Annotated in this window: 19 protein-coding genes and 3 tRNA genes; 12 read left to right on the plus strand and 10 right to left on the minus strand. The window is 38.7% G+C overall.

The annotated features are described in order from the left end of the window. Positions 1 to 52: 52 nt before the first annotated feature. A complete protein-coding gene (locus TSP02S_RS05695) occupies positions 53 to 952 on the minus strand; it encodes a radical SAM protein (protein WP_144380730.1) in 900 nt (299 codons plus the stop codon). Between the two features lie 159 nt (positions 953 to 1,111). Between TSP02S_RS05695 and TSP02S_RS10740 the strand changes: the two genes are divergently transcribed. From TSP02S_RS10740 to ispE, 9 genes are all read left to right on the plus strand, one after another. Next, positions 1,112 to 1,873, plus strand: coding sequence for an FMN-binding protein (locus tag TSP02S_RS10740; protein ID WP_052465340.1), 762 nt, complete (start codon positions 1,112 to 1,114; stop codon positions 1,871 to 1,873). Between the two features lie 96 nt (positions 1,874 to 1,969). Further along, positions 1,970 to 3,919: a molybdopterin biosynthesis protein gene (locus tag TSP02S_RS05705; protein ID WP_232503665.1), complete on the plus strand. Its 1,950-nt coding sequence runs from the start codon at positions 1,970 to 1,972 to the stop codon at positions 3,917 to 3,919. Next, a complete protein-coding gene (locus TSP02S_RS05710; protein WP_052465341.1) occupies positions 3,882 to 4,394 on the plus strand; it encodes a MogA/MoaB family molybdenum cofactor biosynthesis protein in 513 nt (170 codons plus the stop codon). Before TSP02S_RS05705 ends, TSP02S_RS05710 begins: the two co-directional genes overlap by 38 nt. Beyond that, positions 4,391 to 5,623, plus strand: a complete 1,233-nt coding sequence (locus tag TSP02S_RS05715; protein WP_041082575.1) for a molybdopterin molybdotransferase MoeA — start codon at positions 4,391 to 4,393, stop codon at positions 5,621 to 5,623. Before TSP02S_RS05710 ends, TSP02S_RS05715 begins: the two co-directional genes overlap by 4 nt. A 31-nt stretch (positions 5,624 to 5,654) precedes the next feature. Beyond that, the gene (locus TSP02S_RS05720) at positions 5,655 to 6,911 is read left to right on the plus strand and encodes an ArsB/NhaD family transporter (RefSeq protein WP_041084142.1); all 1,257 of its coding nucleotides are present in this window, start codon (positions 5,655 to 5,657) and stop codon (positions 6,909 to 6,911) included. Between the two features lies 1 nt (position 6,912). Then, positions 6,913 to 7,779, plus strand: a complete 867-nt coding sequence (xerA, locus tag TSP02S_RS05725; protein ID WP_041082578.1) for a site-specific tyrosine recombinase/integron integrase — start codon at positions 6,913 to 6,915, stop codon at positions 7,777 to 7,779. A gap of 2 nt (positions 7,780 to 7,781) precedes the next feature. Next, on the plus strand, positions 7,782 to 8,342 hold the full coding sequence (locus tag TSP02S_RS05730; RefSeq protein ID WP_041082581.1) for a thymidine kinase: 561 nt from the start codon (positions 7,782 to 7,784) through the stop codon (positions 8,340 to 8,342). A 13-nt stretch (positions 8,343 to 8,355) separates the two neighbouring features. Continuing rightward, on the plus strand, positions 8,356 to 8,946 hold the full coding sequence (locus tag TSP02S_RS05735) for an NUDIX domain-containing protein (RefSeq protein ID WP_052465483.1): 591 nt from the start codon (positions 8,356 to 8,358) through the stop codon (positions 8,944 to 8,946). Then, positions 8,898 to 9,725: a 4-(cytidine 5'-diphospho)-2-C-methyl-D-erythritol kinase gene (gene ispE, locus TSP02S_RS05740; protein WP_052465343.1), complete on the plus strand. Its 828-nt coding sequence runs from the start codon at positions 8,898 to 8,900 to the stop codon at positions 9,723 to 9,725. The genes TSP02S_RS05735 and ispE overlap by 49 nt, the downstream gene beginning before the upstream one ends. Here ispE and TSP02S_RS05745 read toward each other — a convergent pair. Together TSP02S_RS05745 and TSP02S_RS05750 are read right to left on the minus strand one after the other, a co-directional pair. Next, a complete protein-coding gene (locus TSP02S_RS05745) occupies positions 9,697 to 11,388 on the minus strand; it encodes an acyl-CoA dehydratase activase (protein WP_041082583.1) in 1,692 nt (563 codons plus the stop codon). The two genes, ispE and TSP02S_RS05745, sit on opposite strands and share 29 nt — an antisense overlap. After that, positions 11,385 to 12,632 (minus strand): 2-hydroxyacyl-CoA dehydratase subunit D, encoded by a 1,248-nt coding sequence (locus tag TSP02S_RS05750; RefSeq protein ID WP_041082585.1) that lies wholly within the window; start codon positions 12,630 to 12,632, stop codon positions 11,385 to 11,387. The genes TSP02S_RS05745 and TSP02S_RS05750 overlap by 4 nt, the downstream gene beginning before the upstream one ends. A 73-nt stretch (positions 12,633 to 12,705) precedes the next feature. Between TSP02S_RS05750 and glmS the strand changes: the two genes are divergently transcribed. From glmS to TSP02S_RS05765, 3 genes are read left to right on the plus strand one after another with little or no spacing between them, the layout of a single operon-like run. Next, positions 12,706 to 14,502: a glutamine--fructose-6-phosphate transaminase (isomerizing) gene (gene glmS, locus TSP02S_RS05755; RefSeq protein ID WP_041082586.1), complete on the plus strand. Its 1,797-nt coding sequence runs from the start codon at positions 12,706 to 12,708 to the stop codon at positions 14,500 to 14,502. A gap of 11 nt (positions 14,503 to 14,513) precedes the next feature. Beyond that, entirely contained in the window at positions 14,514 to 14,711 is a 198-nt protein-coding gene (locus TSP02S_RS05760) for an FmdB family zinc ribbon protein (RefSeq protein WP_041082588.1), read from the plus strand. Between the two features lie 25 nt (positions 14,712 to 14,736). After that, a complete protein-coding gene (locus TSP02S_RS05765) occupies positions 14,737 to 17,106 on the plus strand; it encodes a Lon protease family protein (RefSeq protein WP_041082590.1) in 2,370 nt (789 codons plus the stop codon). Positions 17,107 to 17,109: 3 nt separating this feature from the next. Here TSP02S_RS05765 and tsaB read toward each other — a convergent pair whose 3' ends face one another. From tsaB to TSP02S_RS05800, 7 genes are all read right to left on the minus strand, one after another. Beyond that, positions 17,110 to 17,769, minus strand: coding sequence for a tRNA (adenosine(37)-N6)-threonylcarbamoyltransferase complex dimerization subunit type 1 TsaB (gene tsaB / locus TSP02S_RS05770; RefSeq protein WP_041082591.1), 660 nt, complete (start codon positions 17,767 to 17,769; stop codon positions 17,110 to 17,112). Beyond that, positions 17,766 to 19,484 carry a CehA/McbA family metallohydrolase gene (locus TSP02S_RS05775; RefSeq protein ID WP_052465344.1) on the minus strand — a complete coding sequence of 573 codons (1,719 nt, stop codon included), beginning with the start codon at positions 19,482 to 19,484 and terminating at the stop codon, positions 17,766 to 17,768. The genes tsaB and TSP02S_RS05775 overlap by 4 nt, the downstream gene beginning before the upstream one ends. Before the next feature lie 12 nt (positions 19,485 to 19,496). Beyond that, entirely contained in the window at positions 19,497 to 22,262 is a 2,766-nt protein-coding gene (gene uvrA / locus TSP02S_RS05780) for an excinuclease ABC subunit UvrA (protein ID WP_041082593.1), read from the minus strand. Between the two features lie 49 nt (positions 22,263 to 22,311). Further along, a tRNA-Gly gene (locus tag TSP02S_RS05785) sits at positions 22,312 to 22,386 on the minus strand. A 4-nt stretch (positions 22,387 to 22,390) separates the two neighbouring features. Continuing rightward, positions 22,391 to 22,478: transfer RNA gene (locus TSP02S_RS05790), tRNA-Leu, on the minus strand. 2 nt (positions 22,479 to 22,480) lie between these two features. Then, positions 22,481 to 22,556, minus strand: a tRNA-Lys gene (locus tag TSP02S_RS05795). 59 nt (positions 22,557 to 22,615) lie between these two features. After that, positions 22,616 to 23,608: a polysaccharide pyruvyl transferase family protein gene (locus tag TSP02S_RS05800; protein ID WP_041082595.1), complete on the minus strand. Its 993-nt coding sequence runs from the start codon at positions 23,606 to 23,608 to the stop codon at positions 22,616 to 22,618. Positions 23,609 to 23,647: the final 39 nt, after the last annotated feature.

The raw sequence follows: 23,647 nt of genomic DNA on the forward strand, positions 1-23,647 counted from the left end.
CCCCCCACCCCCTCGAGTACGCCGGCTGATGCCGGCGTTTTTCGTTAATTTTTCAGTTGATAATTGTCAATCCATATCTTTTTGCCATCTCAATTGCTTTCATATATTCAGCTTGAGAAATCCTTCTTGATAACTCGGGACAATTATATGCTTTATAGGTCGGGTGATATTGATTCATCACGTTGACTGGTATTTCTGTGCTTATAGATGAGATTATCTCAAATACCTTCTCGGTTCTTGATATGTCGTTTGGTAGAACAAGATGCCTTACAAAAACACCACGCATTGTTATTGTGTTTTCTATTTTCAATCCGCCAACTTGTTTGTACATTTCCTTTAGTGCATCTGTTGCTATCTTGACATAATCGTGAACACCAGAGTATTTCAGAGCCAAGGCATCATCTCCATATTTGAAATCAGGCATATAGATATCTACTACTCCATTTAAAAGCTGCAAAGTTTCAACTGATTCATATCCACCACAGTTGTAGACAATTGGTATGTTTAACCCATCTTTGATCGCAATTGATAATGCATGAATTATCATCGCAATTTGGTGAGTTGGAGTCACCAAATTCAAATTATGACAACCAATAGTTTGAATCTTTAGCATGATATTAGCAAGTTGTTCTATTGTTATTTCTTCATCAGTATGAACTTGGCTTATTGTCCAATTCTGGCAGTAGATACACGATAAGTTACATCCATTGAAAAAGATTGTGCCAGAACCATTCTGGCCAACGAGAAAACTTTCTTCACCAAAATGAGGACCATAACTTGCAACTGAAGGCAGATTGGTAACCCTACAGGCACCAATTTGACCACTTAGTCTGTTCACGCGACATTTTCTTGGACATATATCACAACTCTTCATCTTTTTGTACAATATATCCACGCGCTTCTTAAGCTCTTCAGAACCCAATTGAAGATATGCCGGCTTCATGATTTTCATCAGATATTATTATATATTTTTTCCATAATAAAGAATTATAAAAGCAAATTCAAATTTTAACTTGACATACAAGCTGAATCACGTGAAAATAAAAAATGAGAGGACTACTTGTAATGTGAAGTTATGTAAGACAATTCCATTGTTTTGGAGGTGGATTCAGTGTTTAAGAAGTTGTTCATTTATACCATTTATGGTATCGTTGTCGTTGGCGCTCTTTTTCTGATTGCTGCCAATAGCACACCGAAAATCTACAGAGATGGAACATTTCAAGCAGCTTCTCAAGCAGATCGTTATGGTTATGCGTGGGTTTTGGTTACTCTGAAAGATGGGAAGATAGTTGATGTTAAAATCAAAGAATTCGATGGTCTTGGTGTAGAGAAACTTTATAACGTTTATGGTTTGAGATTTCCTATGCTTGAAGAGATGCACAAACAGATGGCAAAAAATTTCGTGGAAAAGAATTCCTGGGAAGTTGACGTTTTTACCGGTGCAACCAGTTCATCGAAAAAAATAATAGAAGCAGTCAAATTCGCACTTGAAAGGGCAAAGAATGAATCTGCCTCATCAAGATATTTCGATGGTACTTTTATGGGGAAATCAGATTCGACAAATTACGGTTGGGGGTTAGCCTGGGTAACTATAGAAAACGACAAAATAGTCAATGTGATTCTTGAAGAAGTCACTCCACAGTTAAAAGATGGAAAACCAGTTTATGATGAAGCCAACAGGCAAATGTTCACACTTAAAACATCTGACTATCCATATTTTCCATACCACGAAGCCAAACAAGAATTTGCCAAGAGAATCGTGGAAAAACAAAGCTATCAAATTGACGCTTACACAGGCGCAACAGTGAGTTCCAACCAATGGGCCAAGGCAGTTGAGAGGGCTCTTGAATCTGCAAGAACAAGAGAAGATTAAAGTAGGACGGATGTCTTACTTTTTTAAGAATATCTTCCTGTACCCCCCTTGTCACAAGGAATCTTGTTTTAGTGTAGAATTGATGCATGGGGGTACATGGTTTTGGAAAGAAAAATATACCTAAAAAAACTCGATGTAACTGAGGCACTCAAACAATACAAGGAAAAACTTTACGAGAAGGGATTTTTCATCCCGAAAACAGAAATTTTGCCAACGATTGAAGCGCTTGGTAGGGTTCTTGCAAAACCAGTTTATGCAAACAGAAGTGTGCCAATCTATAACAGTGCTGCCATGGATGGGATATTTGTACAGAGCCAAGATACAGTTGGAGCCACTAAAACTAATCCAAAGACGCTTTCAAAGGGCCAATTCAAATTTGTGAACACTGGCAATCTCCTTGAACCACCTTTTGATGCGGTGATAATGATCGAGAATATTCACATAATTGATGATGACCATGTCCAGATCTTTGAGCCTGTACCACCATTTCACAACATACGCTTGGTGGGAGAAGACCTGTGCGAAAAAGATATGATTTTCACACGTTATCATCGACTTAAAGCTTATGATCTCTCCTTGTTATTGGCTGCAGGTGTCTTTGAAGTAGAAGTCATAAAGAAAATGAAATTGATAATCATTCCGACAGGAAATGAAATAGTCCCACCGGAAGATGCAATTTATGAAGGGCTCATTCCAGAGACAAATTCAACACTCATAGCAAATTATTTGAAAGAATTGGATGTGACTGTAGAAGTACACAAGATAGTAGAGGACAAATATGAATCGATATTATCAATCCTTTCGCAAGTGTGCTTGTCTTACGACATGGTCTTGATAAATGCCGGCTCTTCGGCAGGTAGTTTTGATTACTCTTATCATGTTTTGAATAATTTGGGTGAAGTCGTAGCACATGGATTGAATATAAGACCAGGAAAACCAACGATTTTGGCAATAGTGGATGGAAAACCTGTTGTTGGACTTCCTGGGTATCCTGGTTCTTGTTTCGTGGTTCTTGAGGAAATCGTCAAGCCCATAATTCTCGAAAAATACAGAACTATGCCGAGTAATGAAACTTTTGTAGAAGCTATCTCAACTCGTAGACTTTTTTCCTCTATTTCCGAAGATGAAGTCATAAGAGTCAATCTTTCAAAAGTAAAAGACAGATATGTATTTGTTCCACTCAAAAGAGGAGCTGCAACGATGGAATCACTCGCAAAAATGGACGGAACGATTGTTATACCGAAAGGAATAGAGGTATTAGACGAGGGTCAAAAGATATTTGTGAAAACCTGTAAATCTATTGAAGAAGTCGACAGAAACATACTTTTTATAGGAAGTAACGATCCACTCATATCTATTCTGGCAGACTTGATCAAAGAGAAAGATTTCAGATTGAACCTGAGTATAACAAATGTTGGTAGCATGGGTGGCTTGATGGCAATAGCCAAAAGCTATGCCCATATTGGTGGAATACATCTTTTGGATCTTGACTCTGGTGAATACAACCTTCCATATTTGAAAAAATATTTGAAAGATTTTGTGTTGGTGAAATTCATAAAACGCAATCAAGGCTTGATTGTACAAAAATCAAACCCAAAACGAATAAGAGATCTCACAGATTTAACACGAAAAGATGTGAGATTTGTCAACAGGCAAAAGGCTTCTGGCACCAGAATCTTGCTTGATTATCATCTTTCAAAACTTGGCATAGATGGATCACAAATAAACGGATACGATGATGAAGAGTTCACACACATAAATCTTTCATTGAAGATAAAAAAAGGTCTGGCAGATGTTGGGCTTGGTGTAGCATCTGCTGCACAGATCATGGATTTAGACTTCATTCCATTGTTTTGGGAAGAATATGATTTGTTAATTTTACCCCAGTTTACCCAAGATAGCCGATTTGAATTAATAATGAATTTGATACTTTCAGAAGATTTTCGCAACAATGCGTTGACATGGCAGGGGTATGATTTTTCAAATGTAGGTAAAATTATCAGAGGTGATGACTTTGATCCGAGCGGCTGTAATAACTCTGAGTGATAAAGGATTCGCTGGCCAAAGAGAAGATCAGAGTGGCAAGAAGGTCATCGAAATCCTTCAAAATATAAATGCGGTTGTTGAACACTATGAAATCTTACCCGATGAGTTTGAAACGATAAGAAATAAGCTTATAGATCTATGTGAAAGAAATTTTGATCTTATAATCACGACCGGTGGAACAGGTGTCTCACCAAGAGACGTTACACCAGATGCAACTTTATCGGTTGTAGAAAAAAGATTGTATGGAATAGAGATGGCGATGATGAACGAGTCTTTGAAATACACGCCTTTTGGAATGTTGTCACGAGCCGTTGCTGGCGTGAAAGGTCGGACACTGATAATCAATCTCCCAGGTAGCCCAAAGGCCGTACAGGAGAATCTAAATGTAATTTTACCCGCGATACCTCATGCCATAGAAAAAATAAAAGGATCAACAATCGATTGTGCGAAACAGGAGAATGGTGAAAAATCATGAACATTGAATTTCTCAGATTTGCCACAATTCAAGAAGTCTATGAAAATTATATTTTGAAGATCGAACCCATAAACAGAATTGAAGTTATCAAGACAGTTAATGCCCCAGGATATGTATGTGCAAGAGATATCATTTCACCGGAAAACCTTCCAGGTTTTGACAAATCATTGGTTGATGGTTATGCCATAAGATCATCGGATACAAAAGGGGCATCTATGAACTTACCTGTTTTATTAAAAGTAGCATTTGAGATCAGAATCGGTGAGATACCAAGAAATACGTTAAAACCTGGTGAAGCAGCCTGGATACCAACTGGAGGTGCTCTGCCTAAGGGTGCAGACGCTGTTGTGATGGTCGAACACACTCAAATCTTTGATGATTTAATTGAAGTCATGAAACCAGTTGCCACCGGTGAAAATTTAATAAGGCACGATGAGGATGTAAAGATCGGTGAGGTAATATTGAAGAAAAATAAAAGAATACGAATAAACGATGTACAGTTACTCCTACAACTTGGAATTACACAAATCGATGTTTATGAACGTGCGAAGGTCGCAGTGATATCTACAGGAGATGAAATAATAGAACCATGGGAAACACCTTCTTTTGCGCAAGTTAGAGACAGTAATACATATACGCTCGTTTCATGGTTAAAGACTTTGGGATTCATCAGTGAAAGGATAGGGCATGTGAGAGATGATGAAGATAGTTTGTACGATATGCTCAGAGATTGTCTTGATGACTATGATGTTATCGTAATAGCCGGTGGTAGTTCCATAGGTACTCGTGATCACACTGCGAAAGCAATTGAAAAACTTGGCAAGCCCGGGGTTATCTATCATGGTGTCATGGTTCAACCAGGTAAGCCAACTATCTTGGCATTGGTTGGACAAAAACCTGTTTTGGGGCTACCGGGAAATCCTGTTTCGTTTTTTGTGAGTAGCAGATTTTTTCTGTTACCTGTTTTGAGAAAAATTGAAGGTGAAGAAGAATTCATACCTAAACCCGTCGGGTTAGTAAAGTTAACCAAGAATGTACCTTCTATACAAGGACGTGAGCATTTTGTAAGAGTGAAATTGAGATTTGAAAATGGCAATATTTCAGCAGAGCCAATCTTCAGCGAAACTGGACACGTTTCAAACATATCTATCGCTGATGGTGTCGTGAGAGTTCCTTCACAGGTTGAAGGAATCTACGCAGGTCAATTCGCTGAATTCTACATGTTCTGAAAGGGTGATCTCTGTGTTCAATCAAATATTCATGCTCGCGGTTTTTTGCTTGACTTATTATTTCATACTCAGTAACAAGTTCAAGACCTCTGTCATGGTCTTTCTCATGGGATTATCCGTGAGTTTTACAAAGATCGTAGATAGTATGACTATCGAGAATCTTCCAAAGTTTATCGACTTCAATACAATAGGATTACTCGCAGGAATGATGATAATAGTTGGTCTTTTGAAGGCTGCTGGTTTTTTCCAATTTGTTGCTGTAATGGCAGTGAAGTGGGGCAATGGAAATATAAGAAAGACTCTGTCAATAATTGTCATCACTGTGGCACTACTTTCAGCTTTTCTGGATAATGTAACAACCGTCTTGATTTTTGCCCCTATATTGTTTTTTATATCAGATGCCGTCGGCATCGATGCGACTTATTTGATGATCAGCGCAATTGTTGCATCGAACATTGGTGGGGCTGCCACGATGATTGGTGATCCTCCAAACATAATAATCGGTTCGGCAAGTAAGTTGAGTTTTACCAGCTTCATTGTTCATCTGGCACCTATATGTGTTCTCATACTCATTTTGTTGATAATGCTATGGTTCAGAAAAGTCCCAGCCGACAAAGGTATGGAAGACAAACTGAAACAACTTGCGGCAACAGATCCAAAAGCGGCTATCATCGATAAAAAAAGAGCTGTGGCACTTTTGTGCGTTTTTCTTGCTGTAATAGTTGGCTTTTCCCTCCATAAATTTCTCGATTACGAGATGGCATTGATATCTATGGCAGGTGCTACAGTTTCTCTTTTGATATTCGGAAAATCATTTGAAGAGGCTACTAAGGAAATAGAATGGGACACCCTGTTCTTCTTGATAGGATTGTTCATGATAACCTATGCAATGAAAGAAACTGGAATTATAGATTACATAACAAAAGTTGTGGCTGCCGTTCATTCACCTTATCTACTTCTCACAGTTCTGATATGGCTTTCTGGTTTTGCTTCGATGTTTCTCAGTGCGGTTCCTACTACTACGGTAATGATACCTGTTGTTCAATCTTTGGTTCAGATGGGTGTCAGCCCGACTGTGTGGTGGGCACTTTCTCTGGGCGTTTCTCTTGGTGCGAATGGTACGACAATTGGAGCTGCGGTGAACATAGTGGGAATTGCACTACTCAAGAAATACAGTAACAATGTAGTGTCTTTTGGTTATTTTGTCAGAAAGACAATGCCAATGACTCTACTAATACTCTCTCTGGTAAACTTATACGTGATCTTGATGTATTACATAAGTTGGTGAAATGGTGCAACAAATTCTCAGAGAATTTTCAGATTATCTTTCACATATAAGAAGATTATCTGACCATACCGTCACAGCTTATTTGGGGGACGCAAAACAGTTCATAGATTTTCTTGCTCAAAGAGGTCTAAATTTGAAAGACCTGTCAAGGGAAGTCGCTGAGGAATACATAAAAGTCCTTTCAAAGTCTGTAAACAAAAAATTGGCTTCGAGTTCTTTGGCAAGAAAAATCTGTTCTTTGAGAAGTTTTTTCAATTATCTTGTGATAAGAGGTATCTGTAGTGCTAATCCATGGCAGGGTATAAGAAATCCAAAAACACACAGAAGGTTACCAGATTTTTTAACGTCAAACGATGTACAAAAATTACTCGAAAGCTCCGCAAAAAATGAACGAGATCATCTTATTCTGTCGTTGCTTTATTTTTGTGGGCTTAGAGTCAGCGAATTGTGTAACCTTAGATTAGAAGATATATCTTTTTCACCTGCTTGTTTGAGGATTAACATGGGTAAAGGGAAGAAGGATAGAATCGTACCGTTGAACAACCAACTGATCCTGAAGATCGAAAGTTATGTTCAAAAAAACGGGAAATCTTTGACAGATTACCTGTTTGGTGAGAAGGTCAAGATACATCCAAGTACTGTCTTTAGGATAATAAAAAAGTATGCCAAACAGTGTGGTATAAACAAGAAAATACACCCGCATACCCTTAGACATTCTTTTGCAACACATCTTCTTCAACGTGGGGTTAATATCAGGGTCGTTCAAGATCTATTGGGTCATTCGAACTTGTCAACAACGAGTGTTTATCTCCATGTCTTTGATCAAGAGAAAATTGACGCAGTTAACAAACTTCTGCAGGAGGGTTGATCATGGCGGGGAAACTCACCTTAATAGTTGGTCCTATGTATTCGGGAAAAACCACAGAGCTTTTATCTTATGTAGAAATCTACAGACTTGGCAAGAAAAAGACAGTTGTTTTCAAACCATCACTTGACAGCAGATACGGAATAAGTGTTGTGAAAACTCATGCGGGACTTGAGGTGGAGGCTGTTGCTCTTGAAAGGGCTCAGGATATGCCCAAGTATGTAGAATATCCCGTTGATGCTGTTTTCGTCGATGAAGTACAATTTTTCGACAAAGATCTTGTCAAGGTTGTGCGAGAGTTTCTCGATAAAAATATTAACGTGTTCTGTGCAGGTTTGGATATGACTTTTAAACAAAACCCTTTCGAGACAACCACGCTTTTAATGGCTCTTGCAAATGAAATCATCAAAAAAAGAGCTGTTTGTAATGTGTGTGGTGAATACAATGCAACCTTGACCTATAAATTAGTTCAAGACGATGCGGAAATCGATGTTGGAGGAAAAGAAAAGTACATCGCAGTCTGTAGAGATTGCTACAACAAACTCAATGCTTCTAAAAATGTATAAAGGGGGATTTACTTTGCATGAAAGAGTTTTAGTCGTTCCAACCTACGAAATTGATAAACTGGTTGACAAACAGACTGGTGTGATTGAAGTAAGCTTAGAGAAGATTAGAGAGATAATCGAAAGCAAAGGTAGGTTCATCTTAAGAGATTTTGCAGAATACGATGAAAGTTTCAGACAAGTGATACCATACGTAGTCATGAAAAATGACGAAAAAATATTACTCTTACGCAGAACGGAGAGACAAGGTGAGAAAAGACTTCACAATAAATACTCAGTCGGTGTTGGAGGTCATGTAAGATTTGAGGATGGATTACAACCCTGGCAAGCCTTCATGAACGGTATGCAAAGGGAGATAAATGAAGAAGTCAAGGTTCGGATAATAGATCTTCATTATATCGGATTGATAAACGATGTTGCCTCATCGGTCAGTCGTGTTCATGTTGGTCTTCTCTACACTGCTCAGGTACTTTTCGAAGGATTGAATGAACCAGACATGTTTGACTATACCTGGAAATCACTCGATGAATTCACCGGGATCGAGAAAAATTTGGAGGGATGGTCATACTTAACTATATTGAAACTGAAAGAGCTTATGCAAAAGTGAATCTTTACCTGGATATACTTTCAAAAAGAGCCGATGGCTATCATGACATAGTGGGATTGTTTCAAACGATAGGTTTGTTTGATTTGATCGAATTTCGCATAGTAGATGAACCAAGTCAAATCAGGATATATTCTAATGTGAAAATCGAAGATACAAATTTAATTGAGAAGGCTTTCAAAATAGTTTGTCAATACTACAAAATAGATTTTGGTCTTGAAGTAAAATTGTTCAAAAACATACCGATCGGTTCGGGCCTTGGAGGTGGCAGCTCAGACGCTGCTGCGACTCTCAGATTTCTCTCAAAAGTACTCGATATACCAAAAGATATGATCTTTCAAATCGCTACGAAAGTTGGATCTGATGTACCATTCTTTTTAGAAGGTGGCACAGCTATTGTCGAAGGAAAGGGAGAAAAGATAACACCTCTTGAACCTATAACAAATTACACGGTAAACCTTTACTGTCCTGAGATTAGTATTTCAACAAAAGCGATGTATCAAAAAATCACCAAAGATATGTTTGATAAGGGACCAAAACCAGTTGAAAAATTGTATGAAGCTTACAGGTCTATGGATGTGGAAACAATACGGTTTTATTCTTACAACGTCTTTCAAGATATTGTTTGTGCCGAATATTCAGAAGTGAAAAAAAATATCGATTTGGCTTGGAAACAAAATCCGATAACCGCGATGATGTCGGGTACAGGTTCTTGTGTTTTTGGTGTTCACTTCAAAGAAGGAAAGTACAAATTCATTGCGAATTTTTCTGATGTCCAATGACTGCCGCTCCCAATGCACCTGTTAAGACTGGTTCTGGTGGAATCTGAATTTGAATACCAAGAATTCTCTCAAGGGCTTTTTTCACTCCTTCGTTCAGTGCTACACCGCCAGTCAAGATCACCGGCTGAGTGCCTTTCACTCTTTCATACATGGCGCTTATTCTCCTGGCAATTGCTTTGTGAATTGCATAGAGTATATCCTCTCTTTTATGTCCAGATGCTCTGAGCGAGACCACTTCTGATTCTGCAAATACAGTACAAACACTGCTGATATCGATTTCTTTAGTGTATTCCAGTGACAACTTTCCTATCTTCTGCAGAGGTACATCAAGGACATTTGCCATGACTTCAAGAAATCTGCCAGTACCTGCAGCGCATTTGTCATTCATGACAAACTCAACGACTTGACCATTTTCGACTTTTATAACTTTACTATCCTGTCCTCCTATATCTATTATCGTTCTAACCTCGGGTATGAGAAAATGAACACCTCTTGCATGACAGGTGATTTCGGTTATCTGTTCGTGTGCAAAATCAAGTGTTGCCCTACCATAACCAGTACAAACAAGGTAGATCTTCTCACGAGGTACCTTGAATTTTTCAATAACTTCTTCGAATAACTTTTTTGCTGTGGCAACAGGATAAGCCCCTGTTTTAACAATATTCTTGTACAATAACTTTTCCTCTGTGTTTATGACAGAAATTTTAGTAGTGGTTGAACCACTGTCGATACCAACAAATAAATCGAATTCTCTCTTGAAAGCATTCTCCCTGTGTGTCAAAAGTTCCATCAGTGCCTGGATTCTTGTTTTAATTTGAGCGTTTGAGAGAGCTGTTAAATCATTCTCTATGACGACAAAAGGTATCTTAGTCTTTCGTATCTCTCTCTCGTCAAAGTTGTAGAAATCACAGAATTTGATCGTATGAAGGACTATAGCAGATGGTTTTATTTTATCTATTAGATCTGAAAGATCTCTTTGGGGAGCAGATCTCATGCACATTATTTTTCTATTTAAAATTCGATATGCGATATTTCTAAAAACATCATCACTGTTCAAGGTATTTGAAATTATTGAATAAACCCCCGAACAGGTTGCATTGATCACATTACCACCATTTTCTTCGATTATCTGGACCAGATTTTGATCTATGGGTGCGCCCAAAACCAGAATCGACTTACCTTTGGATTGTGTGGAACCTATCCATCTCTCGCCAGTCATCTTTTCGTAAAGTTCCTTAATCTCTTTTGAATCACCTGATAGAGCCCTTTCAAGTAGCTTCATCTGTTCTTCAAAATTTTTTTGTGCTCGAAAAAGTCTCTCATCGCTCACGTCACCAAAAATAGATTTTAAAGATTGCCACAATGCCTTCAAGTCTTTCGATAATCTCAAAACTGCCTGCTGATCTGAAACGGTGGGAATATGCAATTCAAAAACCTTGTTAGTCTGTTTTAGGAAGTCTGCGGTTCTTCTCGCCGAATCGCATGAGTCAATCCAAACGACGATGTCGTCTTTGTCAACTGAAAGAACAGATTTTCTACAAAAGGAACAGATGTTGGAATTGAGCTCGTTGAATTCGCAACCAAGATTCTTGATTCTCTTAAACGGTACACCAAGTGCTTTGAAGAACTCGAAAGGAACCATCGGGCAGTTGTATACGATCATTTTATCATCTCCAAAAACGCTTCTATTCGTGTTTTATACTGAGCGGCAGACTGATTGGTATGATCAACACAATCACCATCCAATGATAGAAATGGTATACCGAGTTGTTCAAATTTTTCCTTGAGTAGGATAACTGATCCCGATGATTGTTTGCATCCCCAATGGTTAAAATGAATTACACCTTGGACCTTGAAGTCTCTTGCCAATTTTGTAACGAAATTTGTTCTTTTTGAAAGATCACCTATCTCAGGATTTTTCAGGAGTTTTTGCGATAAAGACTCCAAAGGTTTTTGTGGATCTGGATTCCAATAAAGCCAGTCCCATTCGAATTCACTTGTGACGATCATGAATTTGGAATTTTTTCCAAAAATATTGTACAGTTCATTGTCATAATAAGGGACTAAATGAAGCCATAGCAATCTTGTTTTTTTGTCATCTTCGAAAGATTTTCTCTGCTTTGACAGAGTTTTTGCCGCCTTCAGCAATTGATTCGGTCTTAGATGAAAAGCATACAGAACATTCACATGTTGATAGAGTTCCATAGAGATAGGATTTTCGCACAACTCTAAGTAGGCTTCTCTAATTATATCGAGTGATTGTTTTTCTTTCCTGAGAATCTCTTGGAGTGCTGAGTAGTTAAATTTCTTTTTTAGTTGATTTTCGAGTTTATAGATGAGAGCTTCAAGCTGCTCAGTTAAATATGATTGGTTTTCTTGATTGTCTTCTCTTGGTACATCAATTACGTACAGTGGAACTGAATTCACAGAAGAATAAGTTGTGAAGGTCGGAATGTTTCCATCACACAAGACATTTGTTGTTCCAACAAAGACTGGTTTAGGTAAGATCTCAAGCATAGATATACCAATACCTGTCCTATGAAAAGTACACAAATTTCTTGAAATTCCAAATGACTCGGCTTTTTGAATGGCTAAATCTTCCAAAAACATGGAAGCAAACATACCAGAAAGTCCTTCAGCCGAGACACAGTTCAAACCGAAAGCAAACACAATTTCCACCGGGAAAAACATGTTCACCCAGGCTGTCTTATTACCATTCACAGCTCTACAGACGCCGTCCAGTGCAAAATAATCCATCCAGGTCGTGAAATCATTCCTTACAAAGGCGACCATCTTTCTTCTTGAGAGTTCCAAACTAAGTCCTGCTTTCAATAAAAACTTCACAAATATTGGTTTGTTGAAATACTTTCTCAAAACTTTTCCAAACCCGACGCTTTTTTTGCTCATAATGACCTCCGAAAAATTGACAAAAAACAGTATACTATATTTTGTGAACGCTATTGTGTATGGAGGGAAAAATGTGTGTGGAGTCTTTGGAATCATTTACAAAGAGCAAAGAAAAGATCTTGGTGAAATACTCACCGATGCCGCACGAAGATTGATCTATAGAGGTTATGACTCTGTGGGAGTCTCTGCAATTACCAAAGAAGGAGAAATAGAACTTCGCAAAGACGTTGGTATAGTAGATGAGGTAAGTGAAAGGCTGAATTTCAAAGAGTTGAAGGGATTCAAAGGTATAGCTCAGTTGAGATGGGCCACCTTTGGCGTACCTTCTCAAAAAAACGCACAACCTCATTATGATTGTGACAAAGACATGGTAGGAGCTCACAATGGCAATATAGTGAACACCGTTCAGCTTAGAAAGATGTTCATCGAAGAAGGACACACGATAAGGAGCGAGAACGATGGTGAGATAGTCGTCCATGCGATAGAGAAGTTCCATGATCAATACAAAGAAATGAACATAGCGATTCAAAAAGCATCAGAACTACTAAAAGGCGATTTTGCTTGTGTCTTTACGCGCACCGATGACGACAAGATGTACTGTATCAAACGTGGGTCATCATTGTATTTAGGAGTTGGTAAGGATTTTATATGTATTTCATCAGATCTACCTTCGATTATTCCTCTAACAAGGAGAATAGTTCCTTTAAGAGATGGCGAATATGTTGAATTCACATGGAACAACTTCAGCATTCGAAGCATCAAAACAGGAGAATTGATAGAAAGAGAACCACAGATAATGGATATATCGTCTGAAGCAACCTCAAAACTTGGTTATGAACATTATATGTTGAAAGAAATCTATGAACAACCAGAAAGAATTTCCGCACTACTTGAATTTTTAAAATTCGATATGGATCTGACTCGATATGTCAATCTTTTGGTAAGGGCAAGACACATATTCTTAGTGGGAGCCGGTAGTTCATATCACGCAGCACTTGTTGGGAGTTATCTATTCAATAAATTGGCAAAGAAAGTCGCAATACCGTGTGAAGCTGGAAGGTTCATTGAGAATTACGCAGATTCTGTCAAGCAAGAAGACGTTGTCATACTCGTTTCACAAAGTGGCGAGACGAAAGATGTGATCAATGTGCTCAACAATATTGAAGGAAGAACTACTATTTTGTCGATCGTAAATGTTATGGGTTCGACAGTCATGATGAGAAGTCTTTTGAATATACCTTTATGTTGCGAACTCGAGATTTCCGTTCCTGCAACTAAGACCTTTATGAACCAACTCGTGACTTTCTACTATCTTGCTGCTAAGATGAGCTTTGACGATCAATATCTGAGAGACGTGAAAGTACTCCCAGATCTTGTGAAAAAAACTTTGCAAGTGAGCGAGACTCAGATACAGGATTTGATCAATTCAGAAATAGATTTCGCGAGCTCTTATATGCTTGGATATGGCATAACACATGGGATCGCACTTGAGGGCGCCTTGAAGATCAAAGAAGTTTTGTATAATCACGTAGAAGGACTTTTCTCATCGGAGTTCAAACATGGTTCACTATCGTCGGTTTGTGAAAATTATCCAGTATTTTTCATCACGCATAGTTCACAAGCAAGCATGATCATATCTCACATAAACGAGGTGACTTGCCGAAAAGGATCTGCAATAGTTTTGAGTAACAAATCTGAGGAAATTTTTTCAAACGCGACAAGAGTAATTGAATACCCAGATTGTCCTTGGTATCTATCGCCTTTTTTGGCTGTGGTTCCATTACAGCTTCTTGCTTATCATCTTTCGGTCAAAAATGGGAAAAATCCAGATCTTCCAAGGAATTTGTCAAAAACAATAACGGTCGACTGAGGAGGTGAACTATGCCGATTTATCGTTATTACTGTGAAGAATGCAAAAAAGAGTACAAGATGCTCATGAGCATGAAGGATGAAGACCCAAAATGTCCCGAATGTGGAAAGAAAATGGTGAAACAATTGCCAAGGATACAGATAAAGAGCAATACAGGTTCTTCATGTTCATCAGGTAGTTGTTCGGGTTGCAGTGGATGTTCATCTTAATATTTGATAGTTAGGAGTGAAAAAGATGAAGGTGGGTTATAAGGATCTTATTTATAAGTGTCCATACCTGCCAGATTTTTCCACAAGTGCTGAACTTGAACCCACAGAAGGTTTCATAGGCCAAGAGAAGGCAAAAAAGGCTGTCGAAGAGGCTTTGAAAATAAATGAAAAGGGATTCAATGTCTTCGTAGTTGGTATACCTGGAACAGGTAGAAGGAGTTTTGTAACTTCGTTCCTTGAGAAAGAAGCCATGAAAATGCCTGTGCCAAAGGATTGGGTATATGTTTACAATTTTTCAAATCCCTCGGAACCAAAGGCGATCTCGCTTGATCCTGGAAAAGGTTCACAATTCAAATCAGACATGCAAAAATTATCTGAGGAAGTGATCGAATCTATTGAAAAAATATTTGAGAGTGAAGACTATGCAGCTAAGAAATCAGAATTGGAAGACGAATATATGAGCAGAAAAACTCAACTTTGGGAAGAATTGCAACAGAAAGCCAAAGAACTTGGATTTTCAGTTCAACTCACCCCAACTGGTGTCATGAGTGTCCCCATTTATGATGGCAAACCCGTCACGCAGGAGATGTTTGAGTCTCTGCCAGAAGATGTAAAACAAACCTTCAACGAAAATAGTAGGAAGATCAAGCACATCATCGAGGGTACTCTGTACAAGTCGAGAAAACTCGACAGAGAATATAAAGAAAAACTCAAAGAACTGGACAAATATGCCGCTCTTTTTACAATCGGAGCACTCTTTGATGAAATGAGAAAGCAGTACGAATCGAATTACGATGTGGTCCAATACTTAACAGATGTTGAAAATGATATACTGAGCAACTTAAGCGATCTGAGAAGTGAAGAAAGTGAATTGAGGCAGCTTTATAAAAAGAGATATTCAGTGAATTTGATAGTAGATAATTCACACACAGTTGGCGCACCGGTGGTTTATGAAAGAAATCCGACCTATTCCAATTTGGCTGGAAAGGTTGAATATTACAGTAGAGGTGGAATGTTGTTCACGGATTTCACATTTATAAAGGCAGGTGCGTTACATAAGGCAAATGGGGGTTTTTTGATACTCGAGGCAGAAAGTCTGCTCAGAAGCCCGTACGCATGGGAGTACCTCAAAAGGGCGTTACTTTCAGAAGAGATCAGCATTGAGAATCTGGAAAGCGCCCTTGGATTTTCGAATATAGTTTCTCTCAGACCACAACCAATACCATTGAATATTAAAATCTTTCTGATTGCTTCTCCAAGACTTTATTATTTGATGTATACCTACGATGAAGACGTAAGAAAATTGTTCAGAGTAAAAAGCGAGTTCGATTGGGAACTCGATGCCAATGAAGAGAATATAAAGAAATATCTTGGTTTTATATCGTCAACTTGTTGCAGATATCAGCTGTCACATCTGGACAGGAAGGCTGTTGAAAGAGTTCTCTGGTATTCTTCAAGGCTTGCATCAGACAGAAGAAAGCTTTCAGTACGTTTTGGAGAAATAAGTGGTTTAATAAGAGAATCATGCAATATAGCATCTCAGCGTAATGAAAAAGTCGTTCGCGAAGAAGATGTGAAAAAGGCTATAGAGCAAATGGAAGAAAGAGTCAATCTGATGCAGATCAAGTACGATTCTCAAATAAAATCATACGATCTCATGATCGAGACGACTGGGAGAAAGATTGGACAAGTCAACGGATTAACGGTTCTCGATCTTGCAGATCATAGTTTTGGAATACCTGCGAAGATAACAGCTAAAGTTCATCTCGGTAAGCCAGGTATCGTTGATATACAAAGAGAGGCCGATTTGAGTGGTAAGGTTCACAGTAAGGCTGTTTTGACAATAGAAGGCTTTTTTGGTGAACGTTATGCTCAATATGTTCCTCTGTCTATAAGTGCTTCGCTGAGTTTTGAGCAAGTGTACGGCGTAGTTGAGGGAGATAGCGCATCTGTAGCCGAAGTTGTCGCGCTCATAAGTGCCATAGCCAAGATACCGGTCAATCAGGAAATCGCTGTAACTGGCTCTATGAACCAGCATGGAGAAGTGCAGCCAGTTGGTGGTGTCACTGAAAAAGTGGAGGGTTTCCATAGAGCTTGCAAATTGAGAGGTTTAACGGGAAATCAGGGAGTAATTATACCGAAGGCGAATTTAAAGAACCTAATACTAAAAGAAGATGTTCTGAACGATATACAAAAGGGATTGTTCCATATCTGGGCAATTGAATATATAGACGAAGCCATTGAGATCTTAACCGATAAGAAAGCTGGCAAGATGACTCGTTCTGGTACCTATCAACGTGGTTCTGTAAATGATCAAGTTATCAAAGCTTTGAAAAAAGCCAAAGAATTAGCTGAAGGCAAAAATCTTCAAAGAAAAAAGAGGAAAAAGAAATAACATTCAACTTTGTCTTTTCTCAAAATTCATCTCAGCTATGGATTTTTGCAGATACAACGGCTCAAGTTCATGCGGTTGAATAATCATTTTTTCTCTTGCCTTTGTCAGAACCTTCGCGGCAAGAATTTCTCCTTTTATATCTTCAAGTTCATCAGAACAAACAACCCCGAAATCTTCAAAGTAGTGTTTTGCATCACCAGCGATAATGGGATCTCTGAGATTTCTGAGAAATTCCTTTACGGTTTGGATTTCCATAACCGTGGGGCTTAGTATTTGTTCATCTTTTTTGTAACATGCAAGGTACACATAACCTTCTCTTGCTCTTTTGACGATGACTATTTCGCCACGATGATAACAAAAATTACTCGCAATGAGCTCCAATGAAACAACTGGAATAACAAACTTTGAAAGAGAGCAAGCCATACCTTGAATAAACGCTATTCCTATCCTCAAACCAGTTAAACTTCCTGGTCCTACGCCGCATCCGAAATAATCTATGTTTTCAATAGATTTATTCACACAATCAAGAAAACTTTTCACAACAGGTGCGAGTTTACTCGCATGTCTTTCTGTGCCTTTGTAAGTAAGAGTGAAAATATCTTGATCATCAGCGTAGCACATCACCAATTTTTCTGACGAACTATCAAGCGCAAATATCTTCATAACCTTCCTCCAACAAATTTCAACAACTCATCTGGATTCTCACAAGATATGAAAAAGATTGAATCTTTGATATATCTGTCAAAAAGTAGATCATTCACCTGGAGTAGAATCCTGTCTTTTTGTACGAACTTAGCTCCACTCAAAAGCTTTTCTAAGAGTCTGTTGTAACTTTCTTCAACTATCGAATCGGGTAAAGCAACAAAAACTATCTTACCACCACTTTGATAGTACAAAACAAGATTATCGATCTCAAAATCATTCAAAGCCATTGATTCAGGAAAACCACCTTTTTTGGGTAGAGCCAAGAAAAGACAAGGTGTGATTGGAACTTTCTTCAAGTATGTCGAACTATATCTAACTTGAAAACCATTTTCTTTGAGATATTCTTCTACAGATTTCCAGAAATCTTGATATTTGTTTTCATGAGACTGGTCTATTGTTATGAAATTCTCTTTGATCTCTACCAAGGCTGTCTGTGCTTTGTGTCCATTCAGTGTAATTGTTATGTTTTGAACTCCAACAGGTATATCTTTAAACGAAAACCTGAGTTCCTTCTTCGTCCGTGGGTCTGTAGAAACCTGCAAAGTTTGAGACTGATTTGCCACATAAACTTGTAGATCACATTGGGTGGATTCGTAGGAACTGTTTATCAGATCAAAATAAACTTCAACTCCATTTTGCTGTGGATTTGCCCTGAGGTTTACTACGTAGACATCGCCACGTTGAATCCAAATTGGAGCGGTGATGATTTCATCCCAATCTCTCTGAATCACGTACAAGAAATACCATTCATAACCATCTGAAGGTTCACAGGTATACTGCATTTTGAATTCATTTGAATTTATTCTCCAGGTTTTTACATCTCCGCTCTGCGAGACCAATGTTACTTCATAAAAGGGTTCATCGTCTTGCAATTGAATCTCGAAAAGTAATTGAGTTGCATCTTTGAGAATAGATCCCATCCATTGATCATTGCATTTGAAGATCACTTTTGCATCTTTGTCTTCACTGGCATATACTCGTCTATTCTTCAGAGCATCCATGATTGATTCATATGTGAGTGAATCTGCAAGGATGACAGTCCTGGTATCGTTCGCAGAGCCCCAGTTTGGTCGATGATTATCCTGATTGGCTGTGGCTCCCACATGCCAGCCTTTATCAAGTGCCAGTTTATAATTCAAATACATCTCTTTGGTTATTGTTCTGTTAGTGGTATTACCATTACCTACTTCAATGAGATTTATGTATTGATCTGCTTCAAGGTCATAATCAAAATCGTAAAAATTACCATATGTCACACCGGGATGATTGAATTGTGCAAGTGCTTTATTTTGAACAATCCATTTGTAAAGATTCTTCAAATCAGATTCATTTCGATCTGTCCAATTTCTCGTTCCATAGACATTTATATGCCCAACGCCACCCGTCCACTCAAAACCCCACAGTGCTACGAATTCCCCGTCTTTTGTACTTTGTCGTGCTATCGATTCAGTCAAGAGTAATTTGTCCATCCCATTGATAGTCTGTCTGAAGTAATAAGCATGGTCTGTAACACCTTGAACATCGACATAATCTTTGGCATATTCATATGCCTGAGTCGGTGTACCCTGACCATCTGAAAAATTTGTATGTGCGTGGATATTGGCAAAATAAAAGTTGTACGAAAAAACTGCTAAACAACTGAACAAAAAAAGAATTGTGAGTGATTTTCTCATCTTTCCACCTCGTCACTCTAAAACTTTGGCAAGAAACCTACCTGTATGAGAAGATTCTACCATTGCTACTTCTTCTGGTGTTCCACAAGCGACTATGTAACCACCTTCATCTCCACCTTCTGGACCAAGATCGATAACATAATCGGCATTTTTTATGACGTCCAAATTGTGCTCGATAACTATAACGGTGTTTCCTTTATCGACTAATCTGTGAAGTACACCAATCAATTTCCTGACATCTTCAAAATGTAATCCCACTGTGGGTTCATCGAGAATATACAACGTTTTACCTGTGGCGATTTTCTTCAATTCCGAAGCAAGTTTCACCCTTTGAGATTCTCCACCGGAAAGTGTTGTGGCTGGTTGGCCGAGTTTTATATAACCAAGCCCCACCTCTGAGAGTAAACTCAAGGTACGAAAAACATGTGGAACATTCTTGAAGAATTCTAAAGCTTCATCGACAGACATCTCAAGGACTTCGTGTATATTCTTCCCCTTATATCTCACTTGCAGTGTTTCTTCGTTGTATCTCCTACCTTTGCAAACCTCGCATTCAACATATACATCTGGTAGAAATAGCATCTCGATTTTCACAAATCCATGACCTTGACAGGCTTCACATCTTCCACCTTTTAAATTGAAACTGAATCTGCTTTTATCATAACCTCTTGCTTTTGCTTCGGCAGTCATGGCAAAGAGCTCTCTAATATCGTCAAAAACCTTTGTATACGTTGCTGGATTACTTCTTGGCGTTCGTCCTATTGGCGATTGATCTATAGCAATCACTTTGTCAACATTTTCTATGCCCTCGATCTTTTCATGTGCACCGACTGGTAATCTCGTTTTATAAATTTCATTCATTAACACTGGATAGAGCGTGTCAATTATCAGTGACGATTTTCCCGAACCGGAAACACCTGTTACGCACACAAACGTGCCAAGTGGAATCTTCACAGTTATATCCTTCAAGTTGTTGTGTTTCGCACCAACGATTGTGAGTTTCTTGCCGTTTCCTACACGACGTGATCTTGGATAATCTATTTTTTTCAAACCAGCCAAATACTGCCCTGTTAGAGAACCATTAGGGTTATTTATCAGCCTACCTGTTGGTCCCGAATAGACAACTTGGCCACCATTTTCGCCACCCAAAGGTCCAAGATCCACTATGTAATCGGCACTCTTTATAACTTCTTCATCATGCTCAACCACGATAACGGTATTACCCAAATCTCTCAGTTTTTTCAGTGTGTTTATCAGTCTGATATTATCCCTTTGATGCAAGCCAATAGTTGGTTCATCAAGTACATAAGTTACTCCTGTGAGACCGGAACCTATCTGTGTGGCAAGCCTGATCCTCTGCGCCTCGCCACCTGAAAGGGTATTTACAGTCCTTGAAAGTGTCAGATAGCCAAGTCCAACATCCAGCATAAATCTAAAACGCTTTTTAATCTCTTCCACTAATTCTCCCACGATCTTCTGTTCTCTATCGGTGAAGGATGCTTGAAGATTTAAGATGAATTCGTGTGCCTTTTCTATCGTCATTTGTGTAAAATCGATTATGTTCATACCTTTTATTGTGACTGCCAAGGCTTCAGGTTTGAGTTTCTTTCCACCACAAACTGGACATGTCCTTTGTACAATGAATTTTCGCTCGATCCATTCTTTTATCTCTTCTGATTCTGTTTCTCTGTATCTTCGCTCTAAGTTGTTTATAATCCCTTCGAAGTCACCATAACCATATAAAATGGCTTCTTGAATATGTTGTGGTAGTTCGGCAAAAGGTGTATCTGTAGAACCACCAAGGGCATGTACTAAACGTTTTATGTACGAGAGATAATATCCATCGCTGTGATATGGCACAATCGCACCTTGATCGATACTCAATCTTTCATCAATAACCAACTGTGGATCGACTTGAAGATTATAACCAAGCCCATGACAGTTTGGACATGCCCCGTATGGATTGTTGAAGGAAAAGAGCTTTGGATTTATCTCAGGAAGACCTATGTTGCAAACTGGGCACATCATATGCTGACTGAAGGTTAGTTCTTCGTTAGAGTCGATATTTCTTATTTGAACAAAACCAGAACTCTCTCTGAAGGCTATTTCAATATCATCAGCGATCCTGTGTCTTTCATTTTCATTCAATTCAAGTCTATCGATAACCAATTTTATGGTATGCCTCTTATTTTTATCGAGTTCTTCTATTTCTTCCAATCTCACAATCTGGCCATCAACCTCAGCTCTCACAAAACCCTTTGAGAGATAAGCAGAAAACTCTTTTTTGAAGGTACCTTTTTTGTCTGTGATCACAGGAGAGAGTATATACAACCTCGCTGAAGGTTGGAATTTTGTAAACAGATCTTTTACAATCTGATCTACATCCTTTTTTTCTACGTGTCTGCCACACGATGGACAATGTGGTTCTCCTATTTTTGAAAAAAGCACTCTCAGATAATCATAGATTTCAGTAGTTGTACCAACGGTGGAACGTGGATTATGCGAGACACTTTTTTGATCGATTGCAATTGCGGGAGAGAGCCCCTCAATATAATCAACGTCTGGTTTTTTCAATTCCCCGAGAAATTGTCGTGCATAAGTCGATAAAGATTCAAGGTATCTCCTTTGACCTTCGGCATAGATTGTGTCCATCGCAAGAGTTGATTTTCCAGAACCAGACAAGCCAGTAACGACCGTTATCTTGTTTTTTGGGATTTCGACGGAGATATTCTTCAGATTATGTACACGTGCCCCTTTGACTTTTATAGAATCTAACATATTACACCTCACTGAGAAAAAACCCCCCAAAGCTTGGGGGGATATCTTTTGGAGCGGGCGACGGGTTTCGAACCCGCGACCTTCTGCTTGGCAAGCAGACGCTCTACCGCTGAGCTACGCCCGCAATCTGGTGCGAGAGGTGGGACTTGAACCCACACGAACTCATCGTTCACTGGATTCTAAGTCCAGCGCGTCTGCCAGTTCCGCCACTCTCGCTCTGGTGACCCGCCCGGGACTCGAACCCGGGACCCCCTGATTAAAAGTCAGGTGCTCTTCCGGCTGAGCTAGCGGGTCGTCCAGACGACAGTGCATTTTGATGATAGCATACCAATCTGTATTTTTCAAGTACCCAATTAACGACAAAGAGGTTTTAACAATTTCATAAAATCCTCTTCCATCTTTCGCGAGTCAGATAGTAATCTTTCTTTGATGTTCAAAGATTTTCCAGCCAATTTTGTGATAGCCATGATTATATCACTTGGATCTTCATTGGTGTATCCGGCGTAACTCGGTAAATACTTTCTCATGAATCTTGTTGCTTTTGAGTTGTTCACGGCGACAAATGGTACTCCAAAGTACGCTGAAATAAGGCAGCCATGCATTCTCTGCGAGATCACTATTGAAGAAGATGCTATGTCGTTGATTGGATTGGTAGATAATTCAAGTTCAGGATATTCTCTCAACAAGCTCTGGGATATCTTCTGATCTTGTGGGCTGAGTGGTGCCAGAATGAATTTTTCAAACCCCATGTATTTGAGAAAATTCAGTATCTCAGGGAATTTTATTGGTGCTTTTAAACAAAAAGTTGCCTGTAATTTTTTTTGACGATCTTGTGAAATCTTTTCAAGTGTCATTATAGCCAAATCTGTTCCTTCATAAACATTTTTGCTGAATCTTTTAGCATATCTTGCGCTAATACCATCTCTGGCTATGAGAAAAACCTTCTTGCGCGAGAGAATATATCTGAGTACTTTTCTTGAAAACCTTCTCTTGACAGGACCAAGACTGTTTGCGAGTAATATCACAGGTCTTCTAAAAAATATCGATAATATCACTATTGAAGAATAATAGATGAAACTCCGCAAACTCGTTTGATCTTGAAATATTCCGCCTCCGCCACATATTACACAATTTGAATGTAAGATGGCATTTATAATAGAAATTGGATCAAACCTGTTTATAGGACAGACATATTTTTGCTTGTAATCCTCTATCTTGTGCTTAGGAACAAGGAGATAAACTTTGTCAAAACGAGCTCTTTTGAGTAAATCAATCGTTGCCTGACAAAGCAGTTCATCTCCAAGATTGTCGTATCCATAGTATCCAAAAACTAAGGCATTTTTCAAGGAAAAACATCCCTCTCCAAAGAATGATACATTGAAATT

This window comes from Thermotoga profunda AZM34c06 (genome assembly GCF_000828675.1).
Taxonomy (GTDB): Bacteria; Thermotogota; Thermotogae; order Thermotogales; family DSM-5069; genus Pseudothermotoga_B; species Pseudothermotoga_B profunda.